The 23,246-nt window shown below is 58.4% G+C and carries 17 protein-coding genes and 2 pseudogenes; 13 read left to right on the top strand and 6 right to left on the bottom strand.

Translation table 11 applies throughout. The annotated features are described in order from the left end of the window. The first annotated feature begins 29 nt into the window (after positions 1 to 29). The 6 genes from ASB65_RS08085 to ASB65_RS08060 all read left to right on the top strand — a co-directional run bounded on the left by ASB65_RS08085 (position 30) and on the right by ASB65_RS08060 (position 9,088). Complete coding sequence (locus tag ASB65_RS08085) at positions 30 to 1,076, top strand: DGQHR domain-containing protein (protein WP_060723593.1); 1,047 nt, start codon at positions 30 to 32, stop codon at positions 1,074 to 1,076. After that, entirely contained in the window at positions 1,066 to 2,700 is a 1,635-nt protein-coding gene (locus ASB65_RS08080) for a hypothetical protein (protein WP_060723592.1), read from the top strand. Before ASB65_RS08085 ends, ASB65_RS08080 begins: the two co-directional genes overlap by 11 nt. After that, positions 2,697 to 4,268 carry an ATP-binding protein gene (locus ASB65_RS08075; RefSeq protein ID WP_060723591.1) on the top strand — a complete coding sequence of 524 codons (1,572 nt, stop codon included), beginning with the start codon at positions 2,697 to 2,699 and terminating at the stop codon, positions 4,266 to 4,268. The genes ASB65_RS08080 and ASB65_RS08075 overlap by 4 nt, the downstream gene beginning before the upstream one ends. Before the next feature lie 271 nt (positions 4,269 to 4,539). Further along, on the top strand, positions 4,540 to 6,342 hold the full coding sequence (locus ASB65_RS08070; RefSeq protein WP_060723590.1) for a PIN-like domain-containing protein: 1,803 nt from the start codon (positions 4,540 to 4,542) through the stop codon (positions 6,340 to 6,342). Beyond that, the gene (locus tag ASB65_RS08065) at positions 6,339 to 8,003 is read left to right on the top strand and encodes an ATP-binding protein (RefSeq protein ID WP_060723589.1); all 1,665 of its coding nucleotides are present in this window, start codon (positions 6,339 to 6,341) and stop codon (positions 8,001 to 8,003) included. The genes ASB65_RS08070 and ASB65_RS08065 overlap by 4 nt, the downstream gene beginning before the upstream one ends. 326 nt (positions 8,004 to 8,329) lie before the next feature. Next, positions 8,330 to 9,088 carry an SIR2 family protein gene (locus ASB65_RS08060; RefSeq protein WP_158006587.1) on the top strand — a complete coding sequence of 253 codons (759 nt, stop codon included), beginning with the start codon at positions 8,330 to 8,332 and terminating at the stop codon, positions 9,086 to 9,088. Between the two features lie 28 nt (positions 9,089 to 9,116). Here ASB65_RS08060 and ASB65_RS08055 read toward each other — a convergent pair whose 3' ends face one another. After that, a complete protein-coding gene (locus ASB65_RS08055; protein WP_060723587.1) occupies positions 9,117 to 10,256 on the bottom strand; it encodes an RHE_PE00001 family protein in 1,140 nt (379 codons plus the stop codon). A gap of 190 nt (positions 10,257 to 10,446) precedes the next feature. Here ASB65_RS08055 and ASB65_RS08050 point away from each other — a divergent pair, with 190 nt between their 5' ends. Both ASB65_RS08050 and ASB65_RS28860 read left to right on the top strand, forming a co-directional pair. Continuing rightward, positions 10,447 to 11,598, top strand: a complete 1,152-nt coding sequence (locus ASB65_RS08050) for a site-specific integrase (RefSeq protein WP_060723586.1) — start codon at positions 10,447 to 10,449, stop codon at positions 11,596 to 11,598. Positions 11,599 to 11,974: 376 nt separating this feature from the next. Then, positions 11,975 to 12,210 (top strand): annotated as a pseudogene (locus ASB65_RS28860) (integrase); the annotation flags it as partial. Between the two features lie 85 nt (positions 12,211 to 12,295). Here ASB65_RS28860 and ASB65_RS08040 read toward each other — a convergent pair. Beyond that, positions 12,296 to 12,742 (bottom strand): PIN domain-containing protein, encoded by a 447-nt coding sequence (locus tag ASB65_RS08040; protein WP_060723584.1) that lies wholly within the window; start codon positions 12,740 to 12,742, stop codon positions 12,296 to 12,298. Further along, on the bottom strand, positions 12,705 to 12,953 hold the full coding sequence (locus ASB65_RS08035) for a type II toxin-antitoxin system VapB family antitoxin (protein ID WP_060723583.1): 249 nt from the start codon (positions 12,951 to 12,953) through the stop codon (positions 12,705 to 12,707). Before ASB65_RS08035 ends, ASB65_RS08040 begins: the two co-directional genes overlap by 38 nt. 373 nt (positions 12,954 to 13,326) lie before the next feature. On the opposite strand from ASB65_RS08035, the pseudogene ASB65_RS08030 reads away from it, so the two are divergent. Continuing rightward, a pseudogene (locus ASB65_RS08030) lies at positions 13,327 to 14,223 on the top strand (recombinase family protein); the annotation flags it as partial. A gap of 132 nt (positions 14,224 to 14,355) precedes the next feature. On the opposite strand, the gene ASB65_RS29190 reads toward ASB65_RS08030, so the two are convergent. Both ASB65_RS29190 and ASB65_RS08025 read right to left on the bottom strand, forming a co-directional pair. Continuing rightward, positions 14,356 to 14,640 (bottom strand): TniQ family protein, encoded by a 285-nt coding sequence (locus ASB65_RS29190; protein ID WP_153463961.1) that lies wholly within the window; start codon positions 14,638 to 14,640, stop codon positions 14,356 to 14,358. Between the two features lie 1,198 nt (positions 14,641 to 15,838). Next, a complete protein-coding gene (locus ASB65_RS08025) occupies positions 15,839 to 16,903 on the bottom strand; it encodes a LacI family DNA-binding transcriptional regulator (protein WP_060723582.1) in 1,065 nt (354 codons plus the stop codon). 226 nt (positions 16,904 to 17,129) lie between these two features. Here ASB65_RS08025 and ASB65_RS08020 point away from each other — a divergent pair, with 226 nt between their 5' ends. From ASB65_RS08020 to ASB65_RS08005, 4 genes are read left to right on the top strand one after another with little or no spacing between them, the layout of a single operon-like run. Next, entirely contained in the window at positions 17,130 to 17,963 is an 834-nt protein-coding gene (locus ASB65_RS08020) for an ABC transporter substrate-binding protein (RefSeq protein ID WP_060723581.1), read from the top strand. Positions 17,964 to 18,023: 60 nt separating this feature from the next. Then, the gene (locus ASB65_RS29075; protein WP_060723580.1) at positions 18,024 to 19,532 is read left to right on the top strand and encodes an amino acid ABC transporter permease/ATP-binding protein; all 1,509 of its coding nucleotides are present in this window, start codon (positions 18,024 to 18,026) and stop codon (positions 19,530 to 19,532) included. A gap of 18 nt (positions 19,533 to 19,550) precedes the next feature. Beyond that, positions 19,551 to 20,558, top strand: coding sequence for a Gfo/Idh/MocA family protein (locus ASB65_RS08010; RefSeq protein WP_060723579.1), 1,008 nt, complete (start codon positions 19,551 to 19,553; stop codon positions 20,556 to 20,558). Positions 20,559 to 20,602: 44 nt separating this feature from the next. After that, positions 20,603 to 21,730 (top strand): NAD(P)/FAD-dependent oxidoreductase, encoded by a 1,128-nt coding sequence (locus ASB65_RS08005; RefSeq protein ID WP_060723578.1) that lies wholly within the window; start codon positions 20,603 to 20,605, stop codon positions 21,728 to 21,730. 277 nt (positions 21,731 to 22,007) lie between these two features. On the opposite strand, the gene repC is transcribed toward ASB65_RS08005, so the two are convergent. Then, complete coding sequence (gene repC / locus ASB65_RS08000) at positions 22,008 to 23,222, bottom strand: plasmid replication protein RepC (RefSeq protein WP_060723577.1); 1,215 nt, start codon at positions 23,220 to 23,222, stop codon at positions 22,008 to 22,010. Positions 23,223 to 23,246: the final 24 nt, after the last annotated feature.

Here is a 23,246-nt window from a genome sequence, read left to right as displayed (position 1 = left end):
TATAGCACTGCTAAATCTGCACTGTTACAATGCAGATTCGCGAGGGTACGGTGTCAAATACTGTTATCAAATGCCTCACAGGACAGTCTGCCGACCGCCCCGTTCTGATCGGGTTTGCCCCCGCCGACCTGCTGTTGCGCCACAGCTTCGCCGACGTCTTCTTCGAAGATACCGGAAACGGCTACCAGCGGCCGTTCAATTCCTCCCATAGTCAGGACTTTCGCCGCTATATCAGCCAGCCAGGCTCGACAACCATTCCGCTGACACTTAATTTACGATCGCAACCAGACAAGGTCTGGTGGCTTTCGGAAAAAGACGGGACATGTGAACTTGTTATTTCGGCAACCGCCGGCAAAATCATGGCGCAGGTCGACTGCCAGCATCGCCTCGGTCACCTCGTCAATTCATCCGTCATCTTGCCGTTCATGTGCTTTCTTGGCCTATCCGTTCGGGAAGAGATGGAGATTTTCAACGTCATCAATAGCAAGGCGAAAGGCCTGAGCCGAAGCCTGCTCGACTATCACGACGCTCAATTTGCTAATGACCTCGCAAACGACCGCCCAGAGCTTTTTATTGCCCTGTTCCTGAATGCAGAAGAGGCGTCTCCCTGGTTCAAACGGATGAACCTCGGAGGCACCGCAACGACGGGCCTCAAACGGATCGCCTCCCTGCGGCTCATGCAGCAGGCGATTTTTGATTTCATGAAGTTTTCAGGTGTTCGGTCGGCGCTATCCACCCAGGAAATTGCCAGGATCGTTCTGGACTTCTGGATTGCCGTCAAAGAAACACTGCCCGCAGAATGGGCCGAGCCGCGTCGGCATCTTCTGACAAAGGGCGTAGGTGTGTACGCGCTCATGCGAATTGCAGCGGACCTCGTCAACGAAGCTCGCGACAGTGGCTACACCTGCGATAGACGATATTTCGCGGCGGCGCTTTGCGACTTCGTCTGCGATATTGATTGGACAACAACTGGTGCACTGCAAGGTTTTGGCGGGCATGCTGGCGTAAAGGCGGCTTGCGAATATATCCGGGACGTCAGGCGCCGGGCGCGGTTTAAGGTGATTAATGGCCAATAAGAATATTCTTTTGATCGAGCCTGGTTACAAGAACAAATATCCGCCGTTGGGGCTCATGAAGATTGCCCAGTATCACGGACCGCGAGGAAAGCGTGACCGGGTCCGTTTCATCAAAGGTGAGGATCGCTCCGTTCTCAACGAGGCCTGGGATCGGATCTATGTGACGACGCTGTTCTCCTTCGAATACCCGAAGATTTCGCAGACGATCGATTTCGCCATTGAAGTCGCCAACGGACAGGCCGACAAGGTCTTCGTCGGCGGCATCGCAGCATCCTTGATGCATGAACGATTTCTCGACGAAAAGCGGTGGCACGGCATTCGCTTCATCAAGGGCCTTCTTTCGGAAGCGCCGGCTGTTTCCCTCCAGCTCGACGAGTTCTCAGAAGAACTTTACGCGAGCGACACGACGGGCCAGCCGATTGAAGATCTGGTGCCCGACTACGACATCCTGTCCCAGATCGACTACAAATACCCCGTCCGCGACGCGTATTTCGCTTATACTTCACGCGGCTGCATCCGCAAATGCCACTTCTGCGGCGTGCCCAAACTCGAGGGAATGCAGCGCGACACTGAATCTCTCACGGATCTTGTCCGGGCCATCGAAGAGCATTATGGCCCGAAAAAAGATCTCATCCTGATGGACAACAACGTTGTAGCCTCGCCACGTTTCAAGGAGATCATTGCCGAAATCCGTGATCTTGGGTTCGTGCCCGGCGCCAAACTGTTGAGGCCGGGCTCGAAGGTTGCAGTACAACGCCGCGTCGACTTCAACCAAGGGGTAGACGCTCGCATCCTGTGCAAAGACCCAATGTATCTGCGGGAACTCGCAACGATTTCCCTTAAGCCTCTTCGTATTGCTTTTGACCATCTGGGTGTCAAAAAGCCGTATGAACAGGCAGTCCGATACGCCAAGGAGTTCGGACTGACCGAACTGTCGAATTACATGCTCTACAATTTCCATGACGGGCCGGAAGATCTCTTTGAGCGCATGCGACTTAACGTATCCTTGAACGAGGAGCTTGGCGTGCGCATCTGGTCCTTCCCGATGCGCTACCAGCCGACCAACCGGCCCGACCGGGGCCATATCGGTGAAAAATGGTCGCGCTATCAGCTTCGCTCGATGCAGATCATCCTGCAAGCAACCCATGGCATCGTCAGCGGTGCACCGGATTTCTTCAAGCATGCATTCGGCGATACATTTGACGATTACGCCCGCATTTTGATGTTGCCGCACGACTTCATCTTCAATCGCTCATGGTATGAGCGATTTGACCCCGATCAAAAGCTCTATGAGTTCAAGGCAGAATTCGCTAGCCTCGACAGTTTTGAGCGGGCGGAACTGCTTGAGCTTCTGTCGTCGCGCGACCCGCGCGAATTCGTCCTCCTCAGCAATTATGCAACCCATGACAAGGTCCGGCGGATCCTGCGGTTTTATGTTCCTGCATCAAAGAACGAACTGACGTCTATCTGGGCGAAACAAAAAGAGCTGATTCGGCTGGAATCGATCTCGGATCTCGGGCTTGCCGAGGACGAGCGTGTCGAAGATGCCGGCCTCGACTATGAAGAACCGGAAATCGAGGCACATGACATGCCGCGCCAGGCAAAGCAGAGGGTGGTCGCATGAGTTTGGATACCGTTTCGCGCGCCAACCGTGCCGCGCTTTCTGCCGCGAAAGCATTGGGTGACATTGAGCCGCTCGATGAAATCATCATCGGCAGGGACGTTCTGGAGCTCGTCTCTAGCGCTATGTATATTGACCCGATGACGGTCTACCGGGAATATATTCAAAATGCCGCCGACGCGGTCGACGAGGCGCGCCGTCAGAAACTGATTGCCGCCGACGCAGCCGGCCAAGTGGAAATCACTGTCGATGCCGCGTCACGCTCCGTCCGCATCCGGGACAACGGAAGCGGCATCTCAAACAGTCAATTTGCCCGACGGATGGCGGCGTTGGGTGGAAGCGGGAAACGGGGCACCACCGCACGCGGATTTCGCGGCGTTGGCCGTCTGGCCGGCCTCGGTTACGCTCAGGAATTGATCTTCCGTTCGAAGACGGCAGACGACGCAATGGTTGCCGAACTGATCTGGGATTGCCGCAAACTGAAGGCGGCTCTCAGGGAGGACGAGGGCGACCTCCAAAGCCTGATCCGTAATGTCACCACCTTGCGCAAAAAACCGATCGGCGATTACCCCGCCCGGTTTTTTGAGGTTGAGCTCCGTGGAATCTTGCGGATTCGCAGTGATAAACTCATGAGCCCCGCCGCAATCGAGGATTATCTCGGTCAAGTGGCGCCTGTCCCATTCGCGCCGGAATTCCGGTTTGGTGAGAATATCCGATCAGCTCTCGCTCCCTTCGTTGCCCTTGGGGAACTCAACATCACCATCGACGGGTCAGAGCGTCCGGTCTACCGGCCGCATCGTGACGTTATCGTCAAGGAAGGCACCAAGCCGATTGCCTTTGATGACGTTTCCATCACGACAATCCCCAGCATGGACGGCGAGCCTGCGGCTATCGTTTGGATATTGCATCATCAATACGACGGCGCCCTTTCCAACAGCGCCGGCGTCAAAGGTCTAAGGCTGCGTTCCGGCAATATTCAGGTCGGCGAGCACAATCTTCTCGAAGACCTGTTTCCCGAACCACGATTCAACGCCTGGACTGTTGGCGAAATCCACGTGATCGACCGAAAGATCACCCCGAATGGCAGGCGCGACCATTTCGAGCAGAACGCTCACTACAACAATCTCACCAATCATATCACTCCGCTGGCGCGCGAAATCGCCCATATCTGCAGGACAAGCTCGATCCGGCGCAATTCGCTTCGCGAGGTCGAACTTCAGCAGCAGAACATCGAGCAAACAATCGACGTTCTGGCCCAGGGGGCAATTGGCGAGAGCGAGCGAACACGGCGACAGGCCGTAGTTGAAGACGGGTTCCAGCGTATCGCTCGAGCTTTGCGAAATCCGACGCTGAAAGCCGATGACGTCGAAGACAGAACGGTAGCAGTGGACAAACTGCGAGAGCGGTTCGAGACGGCCAAACATGAGACCGCCCCACCGGCGGTGATCAAAGGCCTGTCGCAACCTGAACAGGACGCGTTCAAGAGGTTTTGCGACCTTGTTTACGAGTGCTCGCCCAATGCGTCAGCAGCAAGGGCCCTGCTGGACAAGATCCTCGCTAAGCTGGCCTGACGGGGTCAGGTCAAGATGGGTGACTGGAAATCGGATCGGGAGTGAACCGTCGCTCCCGTGCTACACGTTCAACAGCCAACCCAGTCACCATCGACGTGTTCCAACCAAAAAGGCGTACTGGCGTCGATCGCCAAGCACAATCCACAGGCGAATCTTCCGGAAGGAATGATCGGCTTGTCTTTATGCGCAAGCTCTGAAATTCTGGCGATGCTGCGGCATCCACGAGCGGCATCATCACTAGCCCGAACGTGGGCTTAGCGCAGGTATCTACATGATTTTTCCCGACGTAGCGCCGCTCCGGGCTGATAGCCAAAGGCTTGTCACGGACGCGTTGCGCTCGCGCTCCATGCGTCTCTATGTCGACGCCAGTGTACTTATACACTGCTATGAGATCAGCCGCAGCGCTTGCGAAGAGTTGCTGACCGCGCTGGACAGTTTCGGCGATTCGGTAAAGGTGCCGGTCTGGTCAGCGAAGGAGACATGGGATCACACCCGCGCCTTGCCAAGCCGCCGCCCCCTCTCCCGCACAGTCAGCGGCTTGAACAAGAGGCTTCAGGAATTCCGCAGCGAGAGCCTTCGATATGTCGACGAACGCACCTTCGACGATATGAGCCTCGAACAGTATACGATGGAGGTTGACGACGCAGTCAGCAGTCTGGAGCGGCTGGCCCGGCGCGCTGAGAACATCGAACCCGGCCACGACGATGCCAACGCGCGCTTGCTACCCTTCATTGCGGCGCATGGGCTCAGTTCCGACCTTGCCGCAATATACGATGAGGTGCAGCGGACAGGTGAAATGCGATTTTCGCACGAGGTCCCGCCCGGATTTGCCGACGGCGGTCAAAAAAGCGGCCCAGGCGCCGAAGCGGACAGTGAAGACCTCCCCAGCCAGCTCAAGGGAAAAAAGAAAAACCGCTACGGCGACCTGATCATGTGGCTTGAAGCGTTAGCGGATGTGAAGGCGACCAACAGCGAACATCTGATCATCCTCACCCGCGACAATTCCAAGCGAGATTGGGTCTACAAGCCGGAACGCGTCGTCGGTGACGATGGTCGACTGCAACAGAATGCCGGACTCATTACCTTGCCCCTTCCCTTGCTTGTCGAGGAGGCGAAACAACGCTGTCCCGGCGTCTCGTCGGTCCATGTCATTTCGCTTGAAATGTTTGTCACCGTCTTGCGTTCCGGATTTACGGCTCGTGTCGGAAACCTTGCCCGCGCGCTCCAGGCAAGTGCCCGGCCAAGTCGGTCGACAGCGCCACGCGGTGATCGGTCCACTGACAGACATCCGGCCCCGTTCCCATCGACCGACATCTCCTTCAGTTCTCACGACATGATGTATGAACCGCCAACAGATGAAGCGCAGTCGCCAATCTGGCAGCATATCGAGGGATTACGTGCAGAGGGTTGGACCGCTCAGAACGATGCCTCGTCAGAGCTTTCCGATCTAATTCCTTCCGCAACGGCGGTGGAACTGAAGCAAATTGGCCGAGGGGTTGTCGCCGCGTCCAGTGAGGACGCCGTCGGACCGATTGAACTTGCGCATTTTGTCCTGCAATCAGAAGAGATTGAGCCTGCAGTCAAAGCCAATTTCCTGGTCGGCATGCTGGCCGAAACCTATTTTGATGAGAATGGCGAGCCGAAAAAACCTGCGTCCCACCCCGACATCGTGGATGCGCTTTTCGCTTCGGCGGCCGTTCCCGAGACGCGTCGGGCGTTCGAGGTCACAGTCGATGAGCCGCTCGGACCCATCCGGCGGCTGTATCTGGCATTGCCGGGAGAGCCCGAACGGGAAATCAATCTTCAGGTGCAGTTGGCGGGCCAAGTCCTGCGGGGCCTGCAGGCCAACGATGTGGATCTGCTAGAGCCTGACGTCCCAGAAAACCGAAGAATAGCCGTCGGTGGGGGAGCCGTAGAGATGCCGCTGAGCGAACTGGTCGCCGCCATCGCCCGCGAGTTTGTTGTTCCCGTCCGCATGTTACGTGTCGAAGGACCCACGAATTTTCAGATTACAATTCCCGAGAGAACCGGATACGTCTCCTGGGGACCAACAACGGCCGAGCAGCTCAGATGACCCAGGAAGTTACCAACCCAATCATTGCAGACGATGTCCGCGTAGGGTCGTTCTCGCTCGAGACACTGACGACCGGAATGTACGAGCATCCCTTCCACTGCATTCGTGAATATGTCCAGAACTCCTATGACGCAATCCGCGCGGCACGGGCCAAGGGAATTTACCCCGAGGATAGTGGCCTCGTGACGATTGCCATCAGTGGCTCTGCGGCCCGTCCGTCATTGTCGGTGAAAGACAATGGCGAAGGCATTTCCGCGGACGAGGCCGTTCGAACCTTGGTGTCCATCGGCGCCAGCAAAAAGCGGTCAACGCTCAATGCCGGTTTCCGCGGTATCGGCCGTCTGGCCGGCATTGCCTATTGTACCACGCTGAGGTTCACGACCAAGTGGAAGGGCGAGCCCGAAGCCACCATCGTGGAATTCGACTGTGGTCGCATGCGCGGCTATATGCGCCCCGGAGCCGAGACTATCGACGTCCGGGAGGTGATCCGGTTGTGCGTCAAAACCGGCAGCGCGACGGCCAAAGTTGAAGACCATTTCACGGAGGTCGAGATGATCGGCCTGATGGGAAATGGGCTCGAATTCGCCGTCATCGAGACCCTCGTACCCTATCTGCGTCAGGTATGCCCGACTGACTACAGCGACCGCTTTTCCCAGGCTCCCCGCATCCGGGCATTTTCCCAGAGCGTGGGCCACCCACTTGGCGCCGTCGAGGTGGAAACCAGGTTCAAACGGGAGCGAACACAGATCCTGAAGGCTTATGATGACGCCTCCCCGACCGCCGATCAGCGTCGCTCCTCGGTCATATCGGATATCGAGCTTATCACCGCGCCGGAACTGGGTTGGCACGGCTGGATCGGCAAGTCAAACTTCAAGGGGGAAATCACCGACGATATGGTCGCTGGCATCCGCTTTCGCGTCAAGAACATCCAGGTCGGCGGTTCCGAACTGATCGAGGAGCTCGGAGCAGAACTGACAACCGGCGGCACTGAAGGACGTCTGCAACGCTGGGCGGTTGGAGAGATTTTTATCACCAATCCAGCCGTAGTGCCTAATGCACGGCGCGACGGCTTTGAGGATGGGCCGGCCTGGCGGGACATCCGAAAAGACATCAAAACAAGAGTTGCACGGCGGGTCGTGACCCTGGTTCGAGCCGCATCCAATAGCCGCAAGACCCTCAAGACAATCGCAGCTGAGGCAAGCTCGCTCGCTAGGACCGTCGAGCAGAGGGATATGATCGACCAAGCTGATTACGACAAGCTTGTCGCCGCAATCGATCGGCTTCTCAGCCGTCTGAAGCCTGACAAGCTTACCGGCGGAGATCCCAACGAGGTCGGCGAACAGATATCTAAGCTGAAAGCACTGAAAGACCGCCTGTCGGAGCTACGCAGTCGTCCGCCAAAGACGAGCCAGCCAAGTGCGACCTCAACCGACACTAAATCTGAACCGGCGTCCCAAACCGAGACTGATGACGAGGATATCGGCGATGAGGAACCAGTCAACGCCGCCGACGACGATGAAGACGACGCCATCGCAGAAATTCCCTGGACCGATCAGCAGCTTTTAGACGCGCTCTACCGTGTCATCATACAGGAACATGGAACACCCGAAGCTGAAAGACTACTGAGTCTCGCCCGGCGAGCACTTGAAGAGGACGTCTAGCAAGTCAGCTGGCGGACCAGATAGTTGTGCTTGACGTGCCCCATTGGCTCAACATCGGGCGCATTATCCGACGGTTCATTAGGCGTCGGCTTTCCCACTGCGCCGGATCAGCGGTGGAAGCTCATCGGCCTGAGCCAACTGGCTCTCGATCCGGGCCCTCGCTTCCTCTCCCGATATCGTCCGCATGATGCTTAGTGTCCTTGCAGGAACCGCCCCTTTGTCGAGGCCCAGGTCTTTGCCTTGCGAGCGATGGATGTTCGGCTGCCATTTGAAGTTTCACTATGGTCGTGCCACCAATATTCAAATGCATTTGGGCACACTTCGACATGAATTCTTCAATCATCCTCGGCAACAATTTGCCACCCCTCCCTGAAGAATTACTCGTCGCTAGAGATCGCGGTGAGGTATTGTTTATCGTAGGAGCTGGCGCATCATGCCCGCCCCCATCCTCATTGCCTGACTTTGGAGGCCTTGTTGCCGACATTTATGCCGAGGTAGACGCGGCGATGAAGGGGCCTCTGAGCGAACTTCGAAAGCCAAAACCCTTGGAATGGGACAAGATAGCCGGCATTCTGACCCACCAGCAGTGGACTGAGCTCAAGTTTTTTGCCCAACATGAGTATGACGTTGTCCTAGGAATGCTGGAGCGCCGGATCGCCGGCGACCCGAGTAAGATGAGCACATTGCGGCGCGCAGCTCACAAGGTCCTTGAGCGGACAGTCGAACCCAATCCCTTGCACTCGGCTCTCGTGCGACTTGGCCAGCGTTTTGGCCAAACGTTGCTGGTAACAACGAATTTCGACCGCCTTCTCTGCATTGCGGCAAAGAAGGGCAAGTATTCCAGCGACGCTTTCGCCTTTGGTGAAATTCCTAATCCCAGCCGTAGCACGGAGTTCGCGGGCATCCTGCACATTCATGGAATGCTGCCGCTCAAGTCTGAGCGGGGCTCTGCCCTGATCCTTACCGACCAGGACTTTGGAGAAAGTCTTAATCTTTGCTGCGATATCATCCGGCGGGATGCCGAACTCCGCGCACAGAGTGGGTTCGCGACTGAAACGCTGGGTTTGCCGGACGCATTGTCGTAACCAGACGGAATGCTGTCTGTGACCTCATTCACATAATTCCCCACGCCCGAAACCTCCCCCTCCCCGTCATCTCTCTGAGCCCGAGCTCCAAAACGATCCGCCGAGCCGCCTGCGGCGTCACCGCCAGTGTCTTGGCCACCATCCCGGCCGACACCAATGGCTTCGCCATCACCAGCTCGACCAGCTCCGGCAGTTTTGACGACGTCCGGCGTCCGTCCAACTTTCGCTCGAACAGGGTGCGCGCCAGCGCCAGCCGGTCATGCTCTTTCATGCCGATCTCGGCGGCCGCCAAAATACCGTGGGCGACGGCGAGCAGCCGGGTCTCCCGGTCGCGATGCCGGCGGCGATCGACCGGAATGGTTTTGAGGCGGACATTGACCGCCGCCAGATGACCACCTGTGGTGATGCCGGCTTCCCGCAATATTGAAGCGGCAAACAACCGGCCGAGCCAGGGGGCGTGCTGAAGCACGGACAGCTCGTTCCAGGCATCGAGGGCGACGATTGCTTGCAGCACTGCCGGTAGGTTTTCGGCCCTGCGCAACACATCCCGCCACTCGTCGAGCCGGGCATCCTCGTCCCATTCGAGATCGTAAATCATTGGGTCTTTGTCTTGAACGCTGCCACGGCCGGGTCGCGTGGCATTCTCGATCGCCGCCTCTGATCGAGCCAGCACCGCATCGATAGCCGCATAGTCGACACCGAGCAGATCTTTGGCGTCATCCCCATCATCCCCCTCCCCTTCTGCACCCACCGCGACGGCGGGCCGAGTGACGCCGGCCTGCTCTACCGTGTTAGCGCCGATCGGAATGATGTCCGACGTCTGCCGCAGGGTTCGGATGCCCTCGGCAGACATCGCCCACGATGGCAATTGCCCAGCAATCCGCCGGCGGGTCCTCAAAACGTCGCGAGCGATGGTCAGTTCGTGGGTGGGGGTGCGGATATCGCGGGTCGCGTCATGCAGGACGAGGTCCTCGAGATGGACGAGTTCGCCATCGATCCACAGCGACGCACAGGCATCGGCGAAATTCTGGCGCTCCAGGAAGCCCGCGCCTTCGGGCGAACGAGCGATGCGCTCATCGAGACGCGTCAAGGCGACACCGGCGTCGAAAGCCGGTCGCATGAGGGCGCTCATGCTGATTTTGGAAAGATCGTAAGCCATTGAAATCATGGTAAATGATTTCCTAAAGAAACTCTAGTTCAATCTTATGGTTCCTCACATGGTACGGTTACGAGTTGGATTATTAACTATCGATAAGTACCCCTTATCGATAGTAGTTGATTTCGCGGCGCAAATCGAGGAAAATCGGGGCAAATCACGGTCCCAGCGGCCGCCGAACCCCGCGATTCTGGAGTCCCTCGTGACCAAAGCGAAGACATCACAGACTTCGGTCGAGCGACGCGCCGAAGAGCTCGATACCATCGCCTCCGTCTTGCCACTGGAACGCCGCGACGAACTCGCCGAGCTGTTGACCGATCAGGACGTCGAGACGCTGCGCCATCTCGTCAACCAGGGCATGGGCGACAATACGCTCAGGGCGCTGACCTCCGATCTCACCTACCTTGAAGCCTGGGGCCTGGCGACAACCGGAAAATCCCTGCCCTGGCCGGCGCCCGAGGCGCTGCTCCTCAAATTTGTCGCCCATCATCTCTGGGATCCGGAAAAGCGCGCAACAGATCCCAACCACGGCATGCCAGCCGAGGTAGATAACAACCTTCGACAACAGGGGTTTCTCAAAGCCGTCGGCCCGCACGCGCCGGATACGGTCCGCCGGCGGCTGGCCAGCTGGTCGTCCCTGACGAAATGGCGTGGACTTTCTGGCGCCTTCTCCTCCCCTTCCCTCAAATCGGCCATTCGGCTCGCCGTGCGTGCCGTGCCCCGGACGCGTCGCCGCAAGAGCGCCAAGGCGGTCACAGGCGACGTGCTGGCAAAGCTGCTTGCCAGTTGCAGCGGCGACAGCCTGCGCGATGTCAGGGACCGCGCGATCCTCATGGTCGCCTTTGCCTCCGGCGGCCGGAGGCGGAGCGAAGTCGCAGGCCTTCGCCTGGAACAATTGACTGTGGAAGTTCCGATCGAGGTGGCCGATGGCCCTCCCCTCCCCTCTCTTGCCATCCATCTTGGCCGTACCAAAACGACGACCGGCGAAGAGGACGACGTCGTCTATCTCACCGGCCGACCTGTCGAAGCGTTGAATACCTGGTTGGCGGCCGCGAAGATCGACAAGGGCAGCGTCTTCAGGGGGATCGGAAGATGGGGAACGGTGTCGAAGCGGCCTCTCGATCCGCAGTCGGTCAATGCGATCGTCAAGCAGCGGGCGGAGATGGCGGGGTTGGATCCGGCGGAGTTTTCCGCGCACGGGTTGCGGTCCGGCTATCTAACAGAGGCTGCCAATCGTGGTATCCCACTGCCCGAAGCTATGGAGCAGTCAAAGCATCGGTCTGTTCAGCAGGCATCGAGTTACTACAATAATGCGACACGGCGTAGCGGTCGGGCAACGCGGCTCCTTACATAGATAAAATTTTTCCTTGCAATTCCGGAACAGTACTCCATAAATGCAAGGATGATTAAGCTGACTCCTCCAGGCGAAAAGCCTTGGGCGATAGAGATCAAGCGAAGCCTTACGCCTAAACTCGAAAAAGGGCTTTATCTTGCCTGCGAGGATTTGCAGCCGCAAGGGCGGGTCGTTATCTACCCCGGTCAAGAGGCCTTCCCTCTTCCAAACGGTGTGACGGTAATGTCCCTGTCTGCCGCCAGTCGCCTATTGCTTGACCTATAGCCAAATTCTCATTGATGGGGATAGCCTGCGGGCCAGCGTAACTCCTCGACACCATTTTTCCCTAAACGTCCGATAATCTTGCATTATCGGACGTCTTTGTCATTATAGAGGAATGGCCCAAATCATCGAGCAAAACACCGAAATTCATGTCGAGGAGACCTCAGCGCCCTCTCTCAGCCCGGGGCTTGGGCACGGTGTTTCCGCGCCGGAGGTGCGCGCGACGGCCACCTCCCCTCTCTTCTCGGCGAGGACGAGACACCGGCTCATCTCGCCACCCTTGCCGATCGTGCCAGGGGCTACGTCGCAGCGGCCAGTTCCGCTAATACACGCAAAGCTTACGCCACCGATCCGTCCAGCAAGCATCCAGCTATTATAACAGTGCTACCCGCAGAAGCGGGCGAGCGGCCCGACTGTTGTAGATCGGGTCTCACTGTCAGAATTGCCAGGGCGACATCAATTCGAGCCCTGTTGTCTCGAAATCTTTGAGGTTTCGGGCCGCCAACCGGCCGCCATTGATCCGCGCTATCGCCGCGATCATGCCGTCCGGAGCCGACATCCCCCTCCCCTGCCGCGCAGCGTCTCCCATGATATCGCCATAGGCCAATGCTGCTTCTTCCGTGAAGGCAAACATCCTGTCGGAGAACCGGCGACGCCAGCACACAAGTCCTTCTTCCAGGCGATCGGCGCGCTGATCCGGCCTGATCTTTTGAATACCAAAAGCGATCTCAGCAACGGCGACCGTCGGCAATGCCAATTCGGCGTCGTGTCGAACCAGCCATGCTATGACCGAAGAATCGGGAGCTCTCTTCAAAGTCTCCGACATCGCATTCGTGTCGAGAAAATCAAAGCTCGACGCCTTTGTGAGTGCGTCTGTTTTCATCGATGATACTGTCGAAATCGATATCCGTACCCGACTGCGATGAAAGACGACTATAGAATTTCGCAGCGGGTTCACGTCCTGCCTCACGAGCCTCATAGGTTTCGAGCGCGCGCTCGACGATATCGGCAATCGTGCGATTTTCTCGGCGAGCAAGCTTATGGGCAAGGTCGCGCGCTTTGGAACTGCGGACAGATAGTTGCGGTGTTACCATTGAGTGCTCCTTTCTCTGGATCCACAGTAACTTAAATTGAAGTAGCATGAAGATGGCAGATACCATCTTGATGGCTATGCAGTATTTCTGATTTGGCGCCCTGTGGTTTGGTCATCATGCATGTTCGTTCCGCGTGGAGGCCAACACATCCCCTCCCCGAACATCATACTTTAAGCAATTTCCGCCATAGACGGCCATCAGAGCGCATTTCAATCTGTTCGTAGCCGGTGTCGTTCGACGCCACGTTTCGCGTCTGACAGGGCCGCATTCAGGTCAGAAAACACACTTGCAACTGTTCATTTTCCCGCGCATTCCTTATCTGTACAAAGCACCTGAAAACGCGTGAGAAAACCATGGTAAAACGGCCAGCGAAAACCCTTCGTCAGCACCCAAACGGCTTACCGGCTATGCACGCGTCTCGACCGAAGATCAGGTCCAGGATGCGCAGATGGACAAATTGCGCGCCGCTGGCTGTGAGCGGATTTTTCAGGAGCACGGATCCGGCGCGTCACGTGCCCGGCCGGTTCTGACGAGACTGTTCGGCGAACTCGCCACCGGCGACGTGCTTGTCGTTGTCTGCCTTAATCGCCTCGCCCGTTGGGTCAACCATCTGTTGCAGGTGATCGAGGACCTGGAAGAACGCGGCGTCCATTTCAGGTCCATCCGCGATCCCATCGACACGTCGACGCCACCTGGAATGTTTTCGCTTCAAGTCCTCGGAGCCGTCGCACAGCTCGAACGCGCGCCGATGGCGGAGCGAACCTGAGCCGCCATCAAAGTAGCAAAGGCTCGTGGGAAGTTACCAGGCAATCTTGGTCTTCGCGAACGATGTCCGGAAGCAATCAAGGCGGTCTCAAAGGCTCGGGAGAAACTCTATCTCGACGAGCTGATCTCGTCTGCCCAGACCTGGCTGCCAACCGTGCGGCAACTTCGTCCGAAACACAGCTGGGACAATGTCGCGCGGGCCCTTAATCGCCGCGTCCATGACTGGACAGTGGAGAGGCTTCGCCGCGCCGTGCATCGTATGGTCCGCGAGAACCTGGCCGAACCGGACCTCTTGGCTCGCCCGCCTCGGTGAGTACCCGAAGATAACCTGATGAAGCTCGTCGCGGCGATTGCTATCGCTGATCCCAGCCTTTCGTTGCGCGATATTGCCGGCCAGGTGGATCAAATTGGGGAGCGGCCCGCGCGCGGTGGACGCAAATGGCGACCGTCGTCAGTCCGCCACCCGCTGGATGAAGCGCAACGGCTCGGCCTTATCCGCCACTGAGCACGAATATGCAGAGGTCGTCGTTTTACGCGACCTGTTCGCAGGGTCGCTCCAAGGCGTAGCCCGCTCCTTCCCTTCTCGGCATCATCGGTCGCCTCCATCGTCGCGATGGGCAGGTCGGCGTGACGGACCTCAAAAAGGTACCAGGCAGCCGGAGCAAATCAGCTCGGCCAATCCATCCTGATATTCGAACCGGAAGTCGTATCGCGTGAAACATTTCATGCAGGAGAAGCGCAGGCAAACTCGGTGGGTGGGGCAAGCCACGGTCTCGGAGTGCGACCAGCGTCTGCGAACGTATTGATCGCGGCCGCTTTGCCAATCGCCCTCCAGGCAGACGGGACAAATGCCGCGCCATCTGGACTGCCCGACATTGCCAAGTGGGGTGGCGCGCCGGGAAAGTGCAAGCGCCTCGACCACGGCAGGTCGGATTCTACAAGCGCGGCCACATGTATGTCATCGTTACCTTGAATAAGTCCCTTCAGTCGACGGCATGTTCGTTTCTTGATACCAGTGGGTGCGGTCTTCACTGCCTGGCTTGGAAGGCACCTCTGGAAAACCTTGTCAGCTGACAAGGTTTTCAAAGCACTGAGCCCGCCCTTGTTAGCCCCCGAAGCCAACGGAGTTGCGCCGAGAGAACCCGGGCGAACTAGGAATCAATTGGCACACCGCACCAAAAACCTTGTCAGCTGACAAGGTTTGCAAAAGTGAAACATTCGCTTGGAACGCAGCTCAGGTGGAGCAGAGATGCCGAAGAGATCAATATCGCCTTGCGAGAAACACCGCTTGGCATAGCTCGGCCACAAAAGAGAGCCGACATACTTTCGCAGGGACAGGGGAGGGAAGGCGGGCAGGGAGGGGCCACTGACCGGCATGATAGTACGCTGCCAAAGGAGCCACTTCCCAAGTGCCGGCATGTCTACAATGTGGACGAACAACGGGCTCAATTTTGGCGCTCCACCAAGGCGAATCTCTCCGGTCGAGCGCGAACCAGAACGGCGGTATCAGCCGCGGTAAACCAAGGCGGCACATCCACTTGCGAGAAGGTGTGAGCTGCTCGCGAAACGTATCCGCTGCAATGACCCACCTATACGCAACCCCATTACGGCATAAGCGCCAGCCCCCCGGTATTGTCATAAAAACCGTTGCGGGATGACGAGGTTCGCCGCGACCGTGGAACTCTTCAAACTCGCCCGGTGTCATTTTATTCGCCGTAAACGGGAAATGCGCCGGGAACGTCCGAAACGCCAGTTCTTTAACAACGCGCAACTGCAAGATAGGTGGAAGTGACTTACCCATCAGTGATACCACCGCGTGGTCAATACCGGAGAAGGGGAGGGGCGTGCAACGGTATGCCTCTCTCGTGAGGCCTACAGAAGCTTTCAACACGCCGCCAGGATACATTTGTCTGCACGGTGCATCAAAAGATTACTATTTCGTCTGCGGTGACGAGGAGATCGAATCCGTTTCCAAACCGGCTGCCCCTGGTGGCTGGTGCGTCTTCGACAGTATCGCCCCAAAAAGGCCGCACGTTCGTCCTGCGATGATTGAGTACGGCGCGGCCATGCCAGAAACGGAAGCAACGTGGAAATCCACGGGACAGGGGCGACGGTTAATGTCAAATGGCTTGCGTGGAAGCGCGTTCAACGACCTCGGTTTTTAGAACCACCTTGCGGGCGGCCCGATCTTCGCCATTTAATCGCTCAACTAGGAGCTTGGCCGCCGTCGCTCCCAGTTCGTAGACGGGTTGCCGCACGACAGTAACCGGGGGGGTGGTTACAGACGTCCAGTCCGCGTCGTGGAACGACACCAGAGATAGATCACCCGGAATATTTAATCCCAATTCACGATGTGCCCTGAACACTTCAAGACCGATTATACTGTCCGATGCAATGATCGCCGTCGGACGGTCTCCCGACTGGAGCATTTCGATAACGATCCGGTGCGTGCGTTCCGGCGTAACGGCCCCAACCTTCACCCAGTCCTCCATACCGATAAGGCCAGCCTCACGGCAGACACCAAGATACCCTTCGATGCGGCGCCGCACGGAACCGGTGCTGATGTCCCGCGGCGTATGGAAGCGATGATCCGGTGTGTCGCAGGCGGTAAGATAGGCGATGCGGCGGTGGCCAAGTGTGATCAACTGGCGGGTAATAGTCTCCGCCGCATTCTGGTCGTCGGCGATGACAGTGTCTACGTCCAACGCCTCGCCGCAACGGTCGAGTAACGCGAGTGGCAAGCCGGACCGGATGGCTTCCCTGAGGTGATCGACATCATTCTCCTTGGCGGGGGAGACAATCAGGCCATCGACGCGTTTGGCAAGCAATGTACGGATCGCGGCCTTCTCCGCTGTCGCGTCCTCGCCCGAATTGATGAGAATGACGGTAAAGCCTGCCTGCCGCGCGATATCCGTGATGCCGCGTACGGCGAGGCTGAAGAAGGGGTTCTCGATATCCCCCACTACAACGCCGATCGTGCCGGAACGGCCCGTGGTCATGCTGCGGGCAAGCTCGTTGGGGCGATAGTCGAGGTAATCAGCGGCGGCGGTGACGGCCTCGCGCACCCGGTCGCTGACAGTTCCGTAGCCGCCAAGTACGCGCGCAGCCGTTGCCTTCGAGACGCCGGCCCTGCGCGCGACGTCAGCCACGGTGACGGAAGGAGTTTTAGATAGGCTCTTGTCCATAAACGGTAGCCTTACAAGAGAACTTGACGACTGGCAAATGCGAAGATAACAATTGCCAATAATCAAAGAGACCGGTCTCTTTCTTATTGAGACCGGTCTCAAATATTTAAAAGACTTCCGACATGCGAACTGCATGGGCCGGGCGGGTGAGGTTATGCCGCCGTCCGGATGGGACCCGTGCGCCTTGAATACATCGCAGACAACGACACCAGAGGAGACGAAACCAATGCGATTTACCGAAGCCTTCACTTCCCCCTTTGCCAAAATCCGTGCCACCGCCATCGCGGTCACGCTCGGTGTCCTTGCAGGCGCGGCGACGCCGGCGCTTGCCGACAATCCGCTTGGCCTCATCGATCCCGCCACCATCAGTGTCGGCACGATGGGCGATGCCAAGCCCTATGCCTTCACCACCGCCGACGGTAACTTTACCGGCTTCGACATCGAGCTTCTCCTCAATGTCGCTGGACGCCTTGGCTTCAAGAAGGAGCAGGTGGTCTTCACCGGCCAGGAATTCTCGGCCCTGATGCCCTCGGTCGCCAACGGCCGCTTCGATGTTGCAGCCGCCGCAATCGGCACGACGGCCAAGCGCAAGGAGACCGTTGATTTCTCCGATGGTTATCTCGCAGGTTTCCTGAGCGTCCTTACTTCGGAGGCCGGCATCACCGATGCAGCGGGCCTCAAGGGCAAGCGTCTCGGTGTCGTGCAGGGCACGCTGCAGGAAATCTATGCCGAAAAGAACTTTGCCGGCACCGATCTCGTGAAGTTCCCGGACAACAACTCTGCCGTTTCCGCCCTCAACAACGGCACGGTCGATGCCCATTTCCTCGATTTCGAGGCGGCAAAGGACTATTCCGCCCGTTACCCGGCGCTGAAGGTGGCGGTCAACATTCCGAGCTTCGATGCACCGGCCGGCTTCGTCATCCGCAAGGGTAACGATGCGTTGCGCGAGGCGCTCAACAAGGGCCTGAAAGAGGCCATGCAGGACGGCACCTGGAAAAAGCTGCACGAAAAATGGTTCCCCGGCACGCCGATGCCGCAGGCATATCTTCCCAAGCAGTGATGCCGCCTTCCGGTCCGGCCTTGACCGGTCGGACCGGCCTTTCTTTCAAGGGATATCCTGATGAACTGGCTTGAAAACCTGCGCCGCAGCTTCCTCGACTGGAACGCCATGGCCGAAGTGCTGCCGACCATGATCACGGTTGGCCTGAAGAATACGCTGATCCTGGCTGCGACCTCGACGGTGCTTGGCGTCGCCATCGGCATGATGCTCGCCATCATGGGCATTTCCCGCTCGCCCTGGCTGCGCATCCCCGCCCGCCTTTATACCGATATTTTCCGTGGCCTGCCGGCCATCGTTACAATCCTCCTGATCGGTCAGGGCTTTGCCCGCATCGGCCGCGAACTCTTTGGCCCGTCGCCTTATCCACTCGGCATTATGGCACTCAGCCTGATTGCCGGCGCCTATATTGGCGAAATTTTCCGCTCTGGTATCCAGAGCGTCGACCGTGGCCAGATGGAGGCCTGCCGGGCACTATCGATGAGCTACGGCCAGGGCATGCGCCTTATCGTCGTGCCGCAGGGCGTGCGCCGCGTGCTGCCGGCCCTCGTCAACCAGTTCATCGGCAACGTCAAGGATTCGAGCCTTGTCTATTTCCTTGGGCTTCTGGCCTCCGAGCGTGAAATCTTTCGCGTAGGGCAGGACCAGGCGGTGGTGACAGGCAATCTTTCACCGCTGCTGCTGGCAGGCGTATTTTATCTCATCGTCACCGTACCGCTCACCCATGTCGTCAATGCGATCGACAATCGCCTGCGGATTGGCAAGCAGCGCCCTTCGACCATCACCAGTGGGTTGGAGGAGGTTAGTGAACTCGACAGTGCAGCCCGCGCCACCGGTGTCTCTTTCAAGGGCGGCAGCCTCGATGTGCGCCGTCTCGGCATGGCCTATGGTGATCTCGACGTGCTGAAGGGTGTCGACCTTTCGGTAAAACCGGGCAGCGTCACCTGCATCATCGGCCCGTCAGGTTCCGGCAAATCGACCCTGTTGCGTGGGCTCAACCGTCTGGTCGAGCCGAAGAGCGGCGATATTCTCATCGATGGTGAAAGCATTCTCGCCATGAAGCCGGAAACGCTGCGACGCCGCGTCGGCATGGTCTTCCAGCATTTCAACCTCTTTCCGGATCACACGGCGCTGGAAAACGTCATGCTGTCACTGACGAAGATCAAGGGGCTGCCGGCAGCCGAGGCCGAGCGCATTGCCAAGGCAAGGCTTGCCGATGTTGGTCTTGCGAGCCGCCAGCATCACCGTCCCGGCGGTCTTTCCGGCGGGCAGCAGCAGCGCGTCGCCATTGCCCGTGCGCTCGCGATGGAACCGGAAGTCATCCTCTTCGATGAGGTGACGAGTGCGCTTGATCCGGAGCTGGTCAAGGGCGTGCTCAACTTGATGGCAGAACTCGGCACGCGCGGCATGACCATGGTCGTCGTCACGCATGAAATGGGCTTCGCCCGCCGGGTCGCCGATCAGGTTGTCTTCATGGACGAGGGGCGCGTGGTGGAAGCCGGCACGCCGGAGGCGATATTCGACAATCCGCAGAGCCCGCGTCTTCAGCGCTTCCTTGCGGAAGTGCTCTGAGCGTCGGGAGGAGAAAAGATGACAAGAACGATACGATGGGGCGTGCTCGGTTGCGCGGGCATCGCCGCCAAGGCGGTCATTCCCGCCATCCAGTCCAGCCGCCTGGGACACGTTGCGGCGATCGCCTCGCGCGATGCCGCCAAGGCGAAGGAAATGGCGGCCCGCTTCGGCATCGCCAAATCCTATGGCAGCTACGAGGATCTGCTCGCCGATCCGGAAATAGACGCAATCTACAACCCGTTGCCCAATCACCTGCATGTTCCCCTGACGATCAAGGCGCTGGCGCAGGGCAAACCCGTGCTCTGCGAGAAGCCAATCGCGCTTGATGCCGCGCAGGCGATGGAACTGGCGGTCGCACAAAAGGCAGCGGGCCTGCCGGTCGCAGAAGCCTTCATGGTGCGCCACCATCCGCAATGGAAGAAGACGCGCGCGATGATCGCCGAGGGGCGCCTCGGCGAGGTCAGAGCCATCCAGACGATCTTTTCCTATTATCTCGACGACCCCGGAAATGTGCGCAATCAGGTGGATATTGGCGGCGGCGGTCTGTTCGACGTTGGTTGTTATGCCATCAACACGGCGCGCTTCCTGTTCGACGCGGAACCGGTGCGGGCGATCGCGCTCATGGAGCGCGATCCCGTCTTCGGCACGGACCGGCTGACGAGCGGGCTGCTGGCGTTTCCAGAGGGAAGGCAGCTTGCCTTTACCTGTTCCACGCAACTGTCTCTCACGCAGAAGGTCACAGTGCTTGGAACGCGCGGGCGTCTGGAAATCCCCATTCCCTTCAATGCGCCGGCCGATGAGCCGACTGTCCTTATCTTCGACGATGGCCGCGATCTGGCCGGCGGCGGGCGCGAGGAAATTACGATCGGGCCGGTCGATCAGTATCGCGAACAGGTCGATGCATTTGCCGAGGCCGTTCTCCCCGGCAAGCCACTCGAGACGGGGCTTGGCGACGCGATCGCGAACATGAAGGCGATCGACGCACTTTTCCGCTCCACGACCAGCGGCCACTGGGAAGAGCCCTGATCGCTTCACCCCATCCGTATGACAATTGATTGAAAGCCAACCCCATGACCGACAACACCATCTCTTCGGCCGTCATCATCGGTGCCGGTATCTTCGGCGTTTCCACCGGCGTGCAGCTTGCGCGGCGCGGCATCCAGGTCACGATCCTCAATGACGGCCCGCCGGCCAACGGTGCCTCCGGCCGCTCGCTCTCCTGGCTGAACTCGGCGCGCATGCGCTCTGAACCCTATCATCGGCTGCGTATGGCCGGCATCGACCGTTATCGCACACTCGCGGCGCAGAACCCTGATGCGGAATGGCTGCGCTTCGATGGCGGACTGACCTGGGATGCGGATGACGAGCGCAACGAGATCGACGCGGCCTATCGCCACGAGGTTTCGCTCGCCTATGACGCGCAGCGACTTTCCTCAGCCGAAGTCGCCCGTGTCGCGCCCGGTCTCGATGCGGGCGCAATCACCCCGCAGGGTGCTATTTTCAATGCCGGGGAGGGCTGGGTCGACCTGCCGACACTGATCGGTGTGCTTCTCAAGGAGTTTTCCGGGCTCGGGGGTGTTCTGGTGACGGACCAGGGGGCTGCACGGGTCGTGATCGAGGGTGGTCGTGCCGTTGGCGCCGAAACCGCAAAAGGTTACCTCCATCAGGCAGATGCTGTCGTGCTCGCCACCGGGCCGGCCGTGCCAAAAATGGCTGCGGAAAGCGGGCAGACCATCGGGGACGGGACCCCGATCGCCCTTCTCGTGCAGACCAAGCCGCTCGCCCATCCCCTGCGCGCTGTCCTCAATACACCGCGTGTCGCTGTTCGCCCCGCGCCTGGCGGCACCTTCTCGCTGGATGCGGACTGGGCGGCAGAGGAGGGGGTGACAGTACGCGCAGACGGCACCTACGAGATTGATGACAGCATTGTTGCCGAGCTTCTGGTGGAGGCTGCCAAGGTGTTGGAAGGCAATCCGCAACTCGAAGTCGCTTCGATAGGTGTTGGCGGGAAACCGATCCCGGGCGACGGCGAACCTGTGATTGGAGCCATCAAGGACATTCCCGGCTATTACGTGGCCTTCAGCCACAGCGGCGCAACGCTTGGTCTTATCACTGGTGAGTTGCTGGCGTATGAGATCGCAACGGGAGCGGAACATCCGATGTTGGCGACCTTCCGTCCTGAGCGTTTCGCGGGGTAAAACCATTTTAGGAAGATTTCCGGAGGACGAGCCTGCCGAACTAATGGCAGGCTTATTTTGCGGCACGCACCAATTATCGACCGGACGTGGATTGATCTTGTCCCATTCACCAGTTCGGTGGAGTGAACGGGACGGGTCAATGAAGGGCAGGGCGGGTGGTGATAACAGGCATGGCCGTCTTCCTGACGTGAGCAGTTAAACGCCTCACCACCTTGACTACGGCTCCGAAGTCCCAGGCTGCGGCCGTCATAACGATATCACCTCTCCAAGCCAACCATCATCCCGTGGCTTTCACCTGGTGACCGCCAGCTCGCAACAGCGCCATAAGTACCGGACCAAGTGAAAATTCACCGCGCTTTGCCTTGTTCGTCAAATCCCTGAGATATCCGCCCGGTGAATTGATGTGGCCACCACGTTCCAGAATGCAGGCGATGGTTACCGCAGCATTCTCTGGGCCCATTATCTCACAGGCCTCCTGATATGCCGAGGGACTAACCCCAAGCATTGACCTGACAACCACGGCGGCGGTCATGAGTTCGCGCCAACTCCCGATTTGGCCCTCAGGCCCATAGTTCGAAATCTCCGGGCAGGCTCGCAACACAAGGCCAATAGGAAAAGCCTTGATCGGCACATGTCCCGTCTGCTTGTTCTCGCTCGGCTTCGCTCCCTGCTCTTTTCGAGAGCTAGGTTCAAGTTCATTAGGGGGATTGGTATTTGAATTCTGTATGTGACGCTCAATTTGAGCATCATTGGTGATCATTTTTGAAGAAAAATCGTCAGAATTCAGGAGTTTGAGGATATCCTCTCGCAAACTGTCCATCTCGGCACCCAGATCGCCAAGTTCATTCAGTGTTGGATTGCGCGGAATTTGCCCGACGAGCATAAGATAGCGCTCTTCAAGCCCGCCCCAATCGCCTGAGGCTCCCTCTTCAACGCCAGCGGTGATCAGCTTTCGGATATCGCGCCGGTAGATCGTCAGGCTTTCCTTTGCTCTTCTGAAGGCAATTCGATCAGCGGCAACCTGCTGGGCCAGACATGCGAGTTCCTCGGCACGCATAAGAAGCGGCGATATGTCGAATCCGAAGGCGTGTTCGATTGATCCCTCGTCATCCTTTCGAGCGTAGCGCTTGCCGTTCGCACTATCCTTTCGGATGATTAAGCCGGCCTCAACGAGAAGAGCAAGATGCCGACGCAAAGTGGCACCTGCGATGCCATGCGCGCGAATTGACAGCTGAATGTTCGACGGAAAGACGATGAGTTGCGCGTCCTGGCGCAGTTCATTCTCGGGATAGAAGCTGAGGAGAGCGTCGAGCACCGCAAGGCTACGATCCTGCAGACCGAGCATTTCTCTTGCCTCCGATGCATCGCGAAAGACTTTCCATTTGTCTGCCGACTTGCCTTCCTCGATCTTGGTCGTGGCAATCTGCCGCTTCACAAGCGCAAGGGTCACCGGCCGCCGCCCAAAGGGCGTCGTCACTTGTCCACCTTCCATGTCCTCACCTTTCAAAAAGGCAAA

This window comes from Agrobacterium tumefaciens str. B6, from assembly GCF_001541315.1.
In the GTDB taxonomy this organism is placed as follows: domain Bacteria; phylum Pseudomonadota; class Alphaproteobacteria; order Rhizobiales; family Rhizobiaceae; genus Agrobacterium; species Agrobacterium radiobacter.
This window is presented reverse-complemented; position numbering and strand designations above follow the sequence as displayed.